We start from the raw sequence: 12,349 nt of genomic DNA, 5'->3' as shown, positions 1-12,349 counted from the left end.
CACCTAGCTCACGAACAAAAAGTGGGGATAAGATAAATTTTCTTCAAGGGGAAGTAAAACCCCGTGTGCGTTCATTGCGCAAAATCACGGTAAATTGACTGAATTTCTTCCTGGAAGAAGCCACGATAGAGCAGATAACGCTGCACTTTGGCTTTCTCTTTCCAGTCCGTTGGCAGTTGATCGCCAAATTTACGCTGCGCCACCTGTTTGGCCTGTTCACACCAGTCAATCTCGCAGTCCGCCAGCGCCGCCTGCGTCAATTCCTTATCCACACCTTTTTGCATCAATTCGGAGCGGATCCGCTGCGCGCCATAGCCTTTACGGCTGCGGCTACCAATATAACTGCGGGCAAAGCGTTGATCGTCCAGCCAGTTATGCTGGTAACAATAGGCAATAACCTGTTCTATAACGGCAGGGTCGACGGGTTCTTCAGGCTGCGGAGCGGAGGACGAGGGAGTTTTGGTGCCAAATCTGGCTTTCGCCATAAATGGCTGCGCCGCAAGTTTGCGGCGCAGTTCAGCTTCACTATGATCGCGTTGCGACAGCAGGCGCATGGCGCGGCTTAGCAAGTCATTCATTTTTCAAGCCTGATTTAGTTGACGTTCGTGAACCTATAACGATGTCCACGAACGCCAGCAGCGATTAAAACTCTTCGCTGGTTTCAGCTTCGTCGTCGAAGCCTTCGTTGGTTGCAGCAACCAGTTCGCCGTTGCTGTGCAGCAGCAGGTCACGCAGTCGTTTATCCAACTCGGCAGCAACCGCCGGGTTTTCTTTCAGGAAGTTACAGGCGTTGGCCTTACCCTGACCGATTTTATCGCCGTTGTAGCTGTACCAGGCGCCGGCTTTCTCGATCATCTTGTGCTTAACGCCCAGATCGACCAATTCGCCACGGCTGTTGATACCTTCACCGTACAGGATTTGGAACTCGGCCTGTTTGAACGGCGCAGCGATTTTGTTTTTTACCACTTTTACGCGGGTTTCGCTGCCGACCACTTCATCGCCTTCTTTAACCGCGCCGATACGGCGGATATCCAGACGGACAGAAGCGTAGAATTTCAGTGCGTTACCACCGGTGGTGGTTTCAGGGTTACCAAACATCACACCGATTTTCATACGGATCTGGTTGATGAAGATCAGCAGCGTGTTGGCGTTTTTCAGGTTACCGGCCAGCTTACGCATCGCCTGGCTCATCATACGCGCCGCCAGGCCCATGTGTGAGTCACCAATTTCACCTTCGATTTCCGCTTTTGGCGTCAGCGCCGCTACGGAGTCAACGATGATCACGTCGACCGCGCCAGAGCGGGTCAAGGCATCACAGATTTCCAGCGCTTGCTCACCGGTGTCCGGCTGCGAACACAGCAGGTTGTCGATATCAACACCCAGCTTTTTCGCATAAATCGGATCCAGCGCATGCTCGGCATCGATAAACGCACAGGTTTTACCTTCGCGCTGTGCCGCAGCGATAACCTGCAGCGTCAGGGTAGTTTTACCGGAAGACTCCGGGCCATAAATTTCAACGATACGACCCATTGGCAGGCCGCCCGCACCCAATGCGATGTCCAGTGACAGTGAGCCGGTAGAGATCGTTTCTACGTCCATAGAACGGTCTTCACCCAGACGCATGATGGAGCCTTTGCCGAACTGTTTCTCAATCTGGCCCAGTGCCGCAGCTAGCGCCTTTTGCTTGTTCTCATCAATAGCCATTTTTGCTCCTTCGTTACGCAATGTCGGTGTTACCCCACACTGCCACTGATTGTATGTTGTGCAGGAAATGTCACTAATTATACTGTATGGTCATACAGTATCAAGCCTAATTTTACAAAAAATCATCAAGCGCGGTTTGCAGCGCAAAAATCGTCGCCTGAAGCCGCACGGCATCACGATCGCCGGCAAATTGCTTCCTGTGCGCCAGTACCCGTCCAGAGCCGTCGGCAAAGCCAAACCAGACGGTGCCCACCGGTTTTTCCGCACTGCCGCCGTCCGGCCCGGCAATGCCGCTGACCGACAGCGCCAGGCTGGCACGTGCTGCGTGTAACGCCCCCTGGGCCATCTCGCGCACCACCTCTTCGCTCACTGCGCCATGGGCCGTCAGAGTCGCCTCCGCCACGCCCAGCAACTCATGTTTCGCCGTATTGCTGTAGGTGACAAAGCCGCGATCGAAATAGGCAGAACTCCCGGCAATGTCGGTGATGGCTTTGGCGATGCCGCCACCGGTGCAGGATTCCGCACAGGTGATCCACTGGCCGTTGGCCTTCAGTTTTTCGCCCACCGCAATGCTGAGTTTACGCAGTTGATTTTCACTCATAACCTCTCCTTAGCGAATCAGGTATATGCGCCCGATAGTAGCATTTATCAAGCTTGCCCGAGCGTGCGTTGACACAAATGCGCGCCGCTTCGCAGGCGAGGCGGTGTTAAGCGGCAAACCAAACTGCTAGTATCAAATGTAACGCCCGGGTTAACGGGCGGTGTTTTGCACGAGGGATCTCACCGGGTTGCCTTTGCCGCCGGCAGGGTCAACCCCATGGCAAACCAGGATAAAAGATTAGGATGATAGAGTGAAAAAAACGTTAGGCGTCTTCTTTCCGTTGTATACCACCACCCTGCTGATGCTGCTGGGTTCAGGGTTGCTCACCACTTACATCTCCCTGCGTTTAACCTCTATCCACGTGACCGGTGCGCTGATCGGCGCGATTATTGCCGCCAACTACATCGGCCTGGTGATCGGCGGCAAGGTCGGGCATTTTCTGATTGCCCGCGTCGGCCATATCCGCGCCTACGTTTCCTGCGCCGGCATTATCACCGCGGCGGTGTTGGGGCATGGCCTGACTGAATATATCCCCGTGTGGGTGGTGCTGCGGCTGATTATCGGCATGTGCATGATGTGTCAATTCATGGTGCTGGAAAGCTGGCTGAACGATCAGGCGGAATCCAATCAGCGCGGAACGGTTTTCGGCTTTTATATGGCGGCCACCTATCTGGGTATGTCATTGGGTCAGGTGGTGTTAATGCTACAGAGCAATCTCGGCATTACCACCCTGCTGCTGATCGCCCTGTGCTTTGCACTCTGCCTGGTACCTATCGCCCTTACCACCCGCACCAACGCACGGCATATGTCACCAGCTCCTATGGAGCTGCGCTACTTTATCGGGGCCATTCCCAAGGTGCTGGCCACCACGCTGGTGATCGGCATGGTGGTGGGATCTTTCTATGGTTTGGCACCGGTGTACGCAAGTCTGCAATCGCTGACCACCCAGCAAACCGGCCTGTTTATGGCGATAGCCATCTTCGCCGGGCTGGTGGCGCAGTTCCCACTCAGTTGGCTGTCGGACCGCTATAACCGAACGCTGCTGATGCGCATTAACGCCATTTTATTGATCGTCGCTTCCCTGCCGCTGGCGCTGGTGCCGCACATTGATTTTCCGGTGTTGCTGGTGGTGGGCTTTATCGTCAGCATGTTGCAGTTCACGCTGTATCCGCTGGTGGTCGCCCTGGCGAACGATTTGATCGAACCGGAACGGCGCGTATCCCTCGCCGCCTGTTTGCTGATGGCCTTCGGTGTCGGTGCCAGTATCGGCCCATTGGCGGTCGGTTCACTGATTGAACCGTTAGGCGGCAATATTCTGTATGCCTTCTTCTCGCTTTGCGGCGTGTTGCTGGTGGGCTTCAGTCGGACGGTAAAACAGGACGAGTCGCAGTTTGCGCAGGATGCGCCATTGCCACATATTCCGCTGCCTGACAGCCTGACCAGTTCCCCGCTTTCTCCGGCGCTGAACCCAACCTTCGATGAGCAGATAATCCACGACACCATGCCACCACCGGAGGCGGCGCCTGATCCGGTAGAACCACAGGTCAGTGAAACGTCGGGGGAAGACGAAGCCGAAGCGGCCATCCCGCAGGGGGCCGATCCTGATGAGGATACCGGGCTGAAGAAGGCCCACTCGATGCTTTAAGCGGGCCATATTTATATCAGGTTGTACCTGTTACAGATCGAGGAAAGAACCCAGGCGGTAACCGCGTTCCGCGATCGCGATTTTAAGCCCCGGCGAAGTCAACACGTCCACTTCGGCCAGCCGTGGATAGCAATACTTGCTCGCCAAAATAGTGTTATCCAGAAACGCCGGGTGGCACATCATCTCCACCGACCGGGCGCCGCGTTGATCGGTGCGCTCAAGCACCTGTAAAAACAGCGCCTCGGATATTTCCTCACCATAAAAGCCCGCATCAAACCATTCGGTGCTGTGGCCATAGCTCAGTGGAATGCCTTGCCGTTCAACCTCCTCGCGACCTATGCGCAACGGCAGGGATTTTGACTTGGCAAAAGCCTCCACCAGCGGATAAATCTGCGGCAACATGTGCACGTGATGATGGCTGTCGATATGCGTCGGCGCTTTACCGAACACCGCGACGAATTTGTCATATTGACTCACCAACTCGTCGTGAATTTCATCCAGATCCAACTGCGCGGACTCAGCCCTTTCCCATAACCACTTGCCCAATTCCCCACGTTCGTTGACCAGCGACGACATGGCAGTCAGGGGCTTCCCGTGGGTCAGCACAAAGTGCAGGCCAATCTGCAGCCCGGAATAGAGCTGGCTGAGCCTGGCGGCATGGTGTACATCCACGCTATTGACCATGGCAGTGGTTGAAGAGACAACCCCGTAGTGATACGCCTCGATAACGCCATAATTCTGGCCCTTGCTCAGACCAAAATCGTCAGCATTCACTATCAGTAACTTTTCCATTTTGGCATCCATTTAACAAATTTTTGGCAAGGGAATACCGTCCGTCAGGTACGGCAATTCCCCTTCGCTTAAGCAAAGAAATTTATCTCATCAGGCTATTGGCGGCCTGAAAGGTATTCGGAATATCGGCGTTAATGCTTATCGGGAGCGGCCCTAAATAGGGCCGTAGAACTTTTTTCGGTAATTACCCGGCGTCACTTCAGTGAGTCTTTTAAAGTTTTTAATAAACAGGCTCACGTCGCCATAGCCCGAATCAAAAGCAATATCCGAGACCGAATAGTTGGTGACCTCAAGCTGGGTTTTGGCGAAATTAATGCGGATTTCATTAATCACCTGCATCGGCGTTTTATGGTAATAACGCCGCATTGCCCGGGTCAGGTACTCCTGGGTTTTACCCGACAGCTCAACCATATTGAGCAACGCCTTTTCACCAAACATCGCTTTATCATGCATGCCGGCCAGGGTGTTCTTCAGCCACTGAGGTATATCATCCCCCTCGCCACTCTCTTCTTTATAATGACGAATGCGGCTGATGATATAAAAGGTCAGCGTTTCCAGAAACTCGGCAAAATCATCCTCACGGAATTGTGGGGAACCTACCACCGACTCGATATAAGCCAGAAACTCATTCTTCAGGCTATAGGCCTGAGAGGCGACAAAGCAGCGAGGCAACTGCTGCAGGTAGTTTTCTTCAAAGAAAACCTTGCCGACCGCCACGTTAAAGATTTTCGCGGCGCCGAACTCATAGAAGCTCTGGTGACGCGAGCCAATGGGGATAAACACAAAGTCCCCCCGCTCCAGCAGCACCCGCTTACCGTTGATCTCCTGATAGCATTTGCCGCTCAGGACGATAGTGAATTCATAATAGTCATGCTGATGCAGCCCGGTGGCGCTCTCCACCTTGTTATAGATAAACAGATGGAAATCTTTGCAGTTAAAAAAATCCTGCTCCCGAATCAGCTTAACGTCGTTGGTATTCAGCGAAACCAGGTTGTCAGACACCGCGCGCGCTCCCATTAATCAAAACCGTTTTGCCTGGCCGTCTCGGCAAACCAATAGCCGCTCTTTTTAATCGTACGTTGCTGGCTATCCCGCTCCAGCCGGACCAACCCGTAGCGATTCTTGTAGGCATTGAGCCAGGACCAGCAGTCAATAAAGGTCCATAGATGGTAGCCCTTACAGTTGGAGCCCTCGGACAACGCCTGATGCAACCATTTCAGATGGTCACGAATAAAGTCGATTCGATAATCGTCCTCTACCCGCCCACTGGCACCGATGAAGGCCTCTTCGCCCTCCACGCCCATACCGTTTTCTGAAATATAGCAGGGAATGTTGCCGTAGTTTTCCTTCAGATCCATCAGGATGTCATACAGGCCTTTTTCATAGATTTCCCAGCCGCGGTGCGGGTTAATCTTGCGGCCCGGCATGGCGTAATAGCTGAACAGGTCTTCCGGCATCGTTACCGGGTCGCTGGCCTGATAACCTTCTTTTGCTTTGACCCTGCGCGGTTGATAGTAATTCACGCCCAGAATATCCACCACCCCATCGGCAATCAGCTGCACGTCTTCCGCTGCTGTCTGCGGCAACAAATCATTGGCCCGTAGTAAATTCACCAAATCGTCCGGATAACGCCCTTTGGTCACCGGATCGAGGAAGCTTTTATTCAGCAACAGATCCGCATAGTGAGCCGCCACGCCATCTTCCTGGCTGTCCGAACGAGGATAGGTCGGACTCAGGTTCAAAATAATGCCGATAGCACCCTGGTTCCCCAGCGCCCTGAACTCGCTCACCGCTTTGGCATGGGCCAACACGCTGTGGTAAGCCACTGTAATTGCCCTTTTGAAATCAATGACACAAGGATAATGCAGGTCGTTCAGATACCCGGCTTCGACCGGGACAATCGGCTCATTAAAGGTGAACCAATGGCTGACTCTGTCACCGAACAGGCTGAAGCAGGTTTTGGCATAACGCGCGTAGGCATCAACCACCGCCCGGCTTTCCCAGCCCCCCTGTTGCTGCATACACAGCGGCATATCGAAATGGTAAAGATTGATAAATGGCGTGATGCCCTGAGCCAACAGGCTGTCGATCAGCGCATTATAGAAAGCCACCGCTTTCGGATTCACTTCGCCATCCCCATCCGGGATCAACCGCGACCAAGAGATAGAGGTTCTGAAGGTATTATGCCCAAGGTTTTTTAACAGCAGGATATCTTGCTGGAAGTTGTCATAAAACGTGGAGGTCTCGGACGGGCCGACCTGATGATGAAAACGTTCTGGTGCAATCTCATACCAGTAGTCGAAGATGTTCTGGCTTTTGCCATCCCGTGCGGCAGCCCCTTCCGACTGGGGTGCCGAGGTGGCGCTTCCCCACCAGAAATCGTCAGCAAATTGATATTTCATCAGAAGCCCCTCTAAAACCGGGGCAGCGGATTGCTGCCCCAGACTGCAGTTAGAATTTCAACGCTTTGGCGATGTCTTCTTCGCTTTCCGTTGCCTGATCAATCTGGCTCTGCGCCTTGTTGGAGATCATCACGAACGGCAGGTAAATCAAGGTCGCGACGCCCAGGTTGAAGAAGCTCAGCAACATGGCAACGATACTGCCGTTAGTGTTGAAGAACGCCCCCAGCCCCACCGGCATGGTCCATGGCGCAATATTGGTGATTGGCGGGATCAGCCCGGTGTAATAAGCCACCGTGGTAATAATCGTCAGTACCGGCTGAACCAGAATAAACGGAATAAACATCACCGGGTTCATAATCACCGGCAGACCAAACAGGATGGGTTCGTTGATCTGGAAGATGCCCGACGGCGTCGCCAGCTTGGCGACCTGACGATAATCTTCACGGCGTGAAGCGATAAAGATGGCAATAATCAGCCCCAGCGTCGAACCCGTCCCGCCCAGATAGATGTAGGAGTCAACGAACGGCTTCGCCCACATGTGGAACTCTTTACCCGCAGCCACCGCGGCTTCGACAGAACCGTACTTGTTATACAGCTCGACGTTCTCCAGTGCGAATGGCGTCATGATACCGCTGTCCAATGCGGCCAACGCCATTGAACCATGTACCCCGAAGAACCACAGCAGAGAGGAGAACATCACATACACCCAGCCCACTACGCTGCCCATTTTTGCCAGCGGTGCCGAGATGCTGTCCATGATGATTTGGTGGAAGTTGGTGCCCCACAGCGTCAGACAATAGGCCAGTACGCCCATGATCGACAGGATAAGAAAGCCGGGGATCAAGGCCGAGAACGAACGTGACACTGAAGAAGGTACGCTGTCCGGCAGGCTGATCACCCAGTTGCGGCGAACCACAAAGGTGAACATCTCCGCCACCACCAGGCCGATCACCATACCGGAAATGATGTTGGCGCCACCCAGCCAGTTAGCACCTACGGCATAAGCCTCACCGACGCTGAACGGGGTCACGGTCATAAAGGCGGCAACCGCCAGCAGCGCTGCGGCCAACGGGTCGACTTTGCGCTCTTCAGCCAAAGCCATACTGATAAAAAAGGGCGTCATCAGGGACATAATCCCCAGGGTGCCGTTATAAACGCTGCCACCGATGGCCTTCAGGCCATTCAACGTCTCAATGGTAGACGCATCCAGCCGCACCCCCATTGAAAAGAAGAACGAGCCTTCGCCGAAGCTAAGAAACACGTTGTTGATCAGAACGAACATCGCCCCGGTCAACGTCAGCGGCATCAAGCGAATGAACCCGTTTTTGATGGCATTAACATGGGGCTGTTTACCAATTTTCACGGCAAAGGGCAGAATGACCTTTTCCAACGAGGCAATTAACGTATTCACGGCAGACCCCTTTATTGGTTAGCTTTTTTTATGGTGGCGACTGCGGCCTTCAACACGCCCAGGCCATCGAGCTTGCCGTATAAGGCAGAGTCGATCACTTCAACGGGCTTGTTGGGTAACTGCTTTTGCACTTCGGCCAGCGTGTAGGCAATCTGTGGCCCGAGCAGAATCAAATCTGCCTCGGCACCCTTTTCTGCGGCCAACGCCTCAGGATAGGCGGCAATGATCACCGGCACTTCGTACTTCTCGGCCTGTGCTTTCATTTTTGAAACCAGCAGGGAAGTCGACATACCAGCAGAACAAAACAGATAGATTTTTTTCTTTTCCATACCCAATCCCTCAAGATAATCAAACAAGCCCCGTGTCATTTGTTTGCCAGATGCAATAGCCATTGCCTCACGCACATTCCTTATGAAAATTTCCGTTACTTTGCCCTGGTTACAGACAGTATACGGAGGCAGTGAAGCGGATCGGTAAGCCATCGCCAGCAAGAACCGTCTCTGCTTGACCTTCCTGATTGACCCTCTTCACATTTCGCATAAAAAAATAGTGTGACCTGTCTCGCAAATAACCTTAAATTACTGAACTAATTCGTCAAAAACAAACAAATAACAATTATAAACAGTAAGTTATAAACATGCGGAGTATTTATGGATAATTCTGTGCGCGGGGTCATCCATCGGTCGATTGATGAGCATAAAATCGTTCGCCCTTGATTAGCGCGCTTCAGCAAGATATGACGATCCGGGGGTTGGAAAAGAAGTGGTAAATGGAAGAAGTTTTGGGGGCCAGGCTTTGACAGGTCAGGCTCAGGCAGGGCTGGGTTACTCTTCGGGACAGATCGCCTGATTGGAGTAACACACTGCTTTGATTGCCCACTAATGACATCTGCAACGCAGCGCTGTATCCCCCAAGATTAACCTGTGCAACGCTCTCCCCCGTCTTACAAATCGACTTTGCGTAAAGCTTCCCATTTTTACCTGTGACAGCCGATTGCCCGCTGGGCTAGTATAGCGACAGTATTAAGGGCTTATTGATCCTTACCGCCGTCAACCACTGCTCTATCGAGTGGTTTTTTTGTGCCGCGGCGTGAACCCTAATGATGACAATCAACATCACAACCAACTTTAAATTCAATGGATTGGAAACAGTAATCTTATGAATAGTACCGATAAGCTCGATTCACACACGCCAATGATGCAGCAGTATCTGCGCCTCAAGGCACAGCACCCCGAGATCCTGCTGTTCTACCGCATGGGCGACTTTTACGAGCTGTTCTATGACGATGCCAAACGCGCTTCCCAACTGCTGGATATCTCGCTGACCAAACGCGGTGCCTCAGCGGGCGAGCCCATTCCGATGGCCGGCGTCCCTCACCATGCGGTCGAGAACTATCTGGCCAAGCTGGTGCAACTCGGTGAATCCGTCGCCCTATGCGAACAAATCGGCGATCCGGCCACCAGTAAAGGCCCGGTGGAACGCAAAGTAGTGCGCATCGTCACGCCAGGCACCATCACCGACGAAGCCCTGCTGCAAGAACGTCAGGACAACCTGCTGGCGGCAATCTGGCAGGATGCACGCGGCTTTGGCTACGCCACGCTGGACATTAGCTCAGGTCGTTTCCGCGTGGCCGAACCGGCAGATATCGAAACCATGGCGGCAGAGTTGCAGCGCACCAATCCTGCCGAGCTGCTTTACCCCGAAACCTTTGAACAGATGTCGCTGATTGAACAGCGCCATGGCCTGCGTCGTCGCCCACTGTGGGAGTTTGAACCCGAGACTGCGCGCCAACAGCTGAATCTGCAGTTCGGCACCCGCGATCTGACCGGTTTCGGCGTTGAACAGGCCCATCAGGCACTGCGCGCCGCCGGTTGTCTGCTGCAATATGTTAAAGATACTCAACGCACCTCATTACCGCATATCCGTGGCATCACCATGGAGCGCCAGCAGGATGGCATTATCATGGATGCCGCCACACGGCGTAACCTTGAGCTGACCCAGAACCTGTCCGGCGGCAGCGAAAATACCCTGGCGGCCATCCTCGACCGCAGCGTGACGGCGATGGGTAGCCGTATGCTTAAACGCTGGCTGCATATGCCGACCCGTGACATCAAGGTATTGAATAACCGTCAGCAGGCGATCGGCTCCCTGCAGGATCTGTATAGCGACCTGCAACCTTCGCTGCGTCAGGTAGGCGATCTGGAACGCATATTGGCCCGTCTGGCATTACGCAGTGCCCGTCCACGCGATCTGGCCCGTATGCGTCATGCTTTCCAACAGTTGCCGGATATCCACGCGTTACTGAAAGGGGTAGAAACCCCGTATGTGCAACAGCTACTGTCACAGATCGGTCAGTTTGATGAGCTGCAAGACTTGCTAGAACGCGCAGTGGTCGAAGCCCCACCGGTATTGGTACGCGACGGCGGCGTTATCGCTCCCGGCTACAATAGCGAGCTGGATGAATGGCGCGCACTGGCCGATGGAGCCACCGACTACCTCGACCGTCTTGAGATCCGCGAGCGTGAAAAGCTGGGGCTGGATACGTTGAAGGTCGGCTTCAATGGCGTGCATGGCTATTACATTCAAGTCAGCCGTGGGCAGAGCCACCTGGTACCGATCCACTACGTGCGCCGTCAGACGCTGAAAAACGCCGAACGCTACATCATTCCCGAATTGAAAGAGTATGAAGACAAAGTATTGACTTCAAAAGGGAAAGCGCTGGCGATCGAGAAGGGTCTGTACGAAGAGTTGTTCGATTTACTGTTGCCGCACCTGGGCGATCTACAGCAAAGTGCCGCTGCATTGGCCGAGCTGGACGTGCTGGCCAACCTGGCTGAACGTGCAGAAACACTCAACTACGCCTGCCCAACCATCAGCGAACAGCCCGGTGTTCGCATCACTGAGGGCCGCCATCCGGTGGTCGAACAGGTACTGAGCGAGCCGTTTATTTCCAACCCGCTATCGCTGTCGCCTCAGCGGCGGATGTTGATCATTACTGGCCCTAATATGGGCGGTAAAAGTACCTATATGCGCCAAACGGCGCTGATCGTACTGATGGCACACATCGGCAGCTACGTGCCGGCGAGCAAGGCGGTCATCGGCCCGGTAGACCGAATCTTTACCCGCGTGGGCGCGGCGGACGATCTGGCCTCCGGCCGTTCTACCTTTATGGTAGAGATGACTGAAACCGCCAATATCCTGCACAATGCCACCGAAAACAGCCTGGTGCTGATGGATGAAATTGGCCGCGGTACCTCAACCTACGACGGTCTCTCTCTGGCCTGGGCCTGCGCCGAGAACCTGGCCAGCCGCATTAAAGCCATGACGCTGTTCGCCACCCATTACTTTGAGCTGACCACCCTGCCGGAGAAAATGGAAGGCGTGGTCAACGTGCATCTGGACGCGCTGGAGCACGGCGACACTATCGCCTTTATGCACAGCGTACAGGACGGTGCCGCCAGCAAGAGCTATGGCCTGGCGGTGGCCGCTCTGGCAGGCGTGCCACGTGAGGTGATCAAACGCGCGCGCCAAAAACTGCGCGAGCTGGAGGCGATATCCAGCCATACCGCGACGGGTACCGTTGATGCCACCCAGATGACGCTGCTGAATGAGGAAACCTCACCGGCGGTTGAAGCGCTCGAGGCACTGGATCCGGACTCACTGTCACCTCGTCAGGCGCTGGAGTGGATTTATCGCCTGAAGAATATGGTCTGACCCTTCGCAGGCCGCAGGCATAAAAAAACGGTGAGCATAGTGCTCACCGTTTTTATTTTGATGCGATTCAACTGCCTGGG

10 protein-coding genes are annotated in these 12,349 nt (G+C 54.1%); 2 read left to right on the top strand and 8 right to left on the bottom strand.

Going from position 1 to position 12,349, the window contains the following annotated elements; genetic code table 11:
- Nucleotides 1-71 precede the first annotated feature (71 nt).
- From recX to pncC, 3 genes are all read right to left on the bottom strand, one after another.
- The gene (gene recX, locus SERS4_RS0104705; protein ID WP_017891655.1) at nucleotides 72-578 is read right to left on the bottom strand and encodes a recombination regulator RecX; all 507 of its coding nucleotides are present in this window, start codon (nucleotides 576-578) and stop codon (nucleotides 72-74) included.
- Nucleotides 579-642: 64 nt separating this feature from the next.
- Nucleotides 643-1,704 carry a recombinase RecA gene (gene recA / locus SERS4_RS0104700; protein WP_012005289.1) on the bottom strand — a complete coding sequence of 354 codons (1,062 nt, stop codon included), beginning with the start codon at nucleotides 1,702-1,704 and terminating at the stop codon, nucleotides 643-645.
- Between the two features lie 112 nt (nucleotides 1,705-1,816).
- Complete coding sequence (gene pncC / locus SERS4_RS0104695) at nucleotides 1,817-2,305, bottom strand: nicotinamide-nucleotide amidase (RefSeq protein ID WP_012005288.1); 489 nt, start codon at nucleotides 2,303-2,305, stop codon at nucleotides 1,817-1,819.
- 250 nt (nucleotides 2,306-2,555) lie between these two features.
- Between pncC and SERS4_RS0104690 the strand changes: the two genes are divergently transcribed.
- Nucleotides 2,556-3,950, top strand: a complete 1,395-nt coding sequence (locus tag SERS4_RS0104690) for an MFS transporter (RefSeq protein WP_017891654.1) — start codon at nucleotides 2,556-2,558, stop codon at nucleotides 3,948-3,950.
- Nucleotides 3,951-3,980: 30 nt separating this feature from the next.
- Here SERS4_RS0104690 and chbG read toward each other — a convergent pair whose 3' ends face one another.
- From chbG to SERS4_RS0104665, 5 genes are all read right to left on the bottom strand, one after another.
- Nucleotides 3,981-4,742 (bottom strand): chitin disaccharide deacetylase, encoded by a 762-nt coding sequence (chbG, locus tag SERS4_RS0104685; RefSeq protein WP_017891653.1) that lies wholly within the window; start codon nucleotides 4,740-4,742, stop codon nucleotides 3,981-3,983.
- 153 nt (nucleotides 4,743-4,895) lie between these two features.
- Nucleotides 4,896-5,759, bottom strand: coding sequence for a transcriptional regulator ChbR (chbR, locus tag SERS4_RS0104680; protein WP_012005285.1), 864 nt, complete (start codon nucleotides 5,757-5,759; stop codon nucleotides 4,896-4,898).
- A complete protein-coding gene (locus SERS4_RS0104675) occupies nucleotides 5,759-7,144 on the bottom strand; it encodes a glycoside hydrolase family 1 protein (protein WP_017891652.1) in 1,386 nt (461 codons plus the stop codon). The genes chbR and SERS4_RS0104675 overlap by 1 nt, the downstream gene beginning before the upstream one ends.
- A 49-nt stretch (nucleotides 7,145-7,193) precedes the next feature.
- A complete protein-coding gene (chbC, locus tag SERS4_RS0104670) occupies nucleotides 7,194-8,555 on the bottom strand; it encodes a PTS N,N'-diacetylchitobiose transporter subunit IIC (protein ID WP_012005283.1) in 1,362 nt (453 codons plus the stop codon).
- An 11-nt stretch (nucleotides 8,556-8,566) separates the two neighbouring features.
- Nucleotides 8,567-8,884 carry a PTS sugar transporter subunit IIB gene (locus SERS4_RS0104665; RefSeq protein WP_020825274.1) on the bottom strand — a complete coding sequence of 106 codons (318 nt, stop codon included), beginning with the start codon at nucleotides 8,882-8,884 and terminating at the stop codon, nucleotides 8,567-8,569.
- 829 nt (nucleotides 8,885-9,713) lie between these two features.
- On the opposite strand from SERS4_RS0104665, the gene mutS reads away from it, so the two are divergent.
- Nucleotides 9,714-12,269, top strand: a complete 2,556-nt coding sequence (gene mutS / locus SERS4_RS0104660) for a DNA mismatch repair protein MutS (protein ID WP_017891650.1) — start codon at nucleotides 9,714-9,716, stop codon at nucleotides 12,267-12,269.
- Nucleotides 12,270-12,349 lie beyond the last annotated feature (80 nt).

The sequence above is a fragment of the Serratia sp. S4 genome (genome assembly GCF_000347995.1).
In the GTDB taxonomy this organism is placed as follows: Bacteria; Pseudomonadota; Gammaproteobacteria; order Enterobacterales; family Enterobacteriaceae; genus Serratia; species Serratia quinivorans.
The sequence above is the reverse complement of the archived record's forward strand: the minus strand, read 5'-3'. Positions and strand labels throughout refer to the sequence as shown.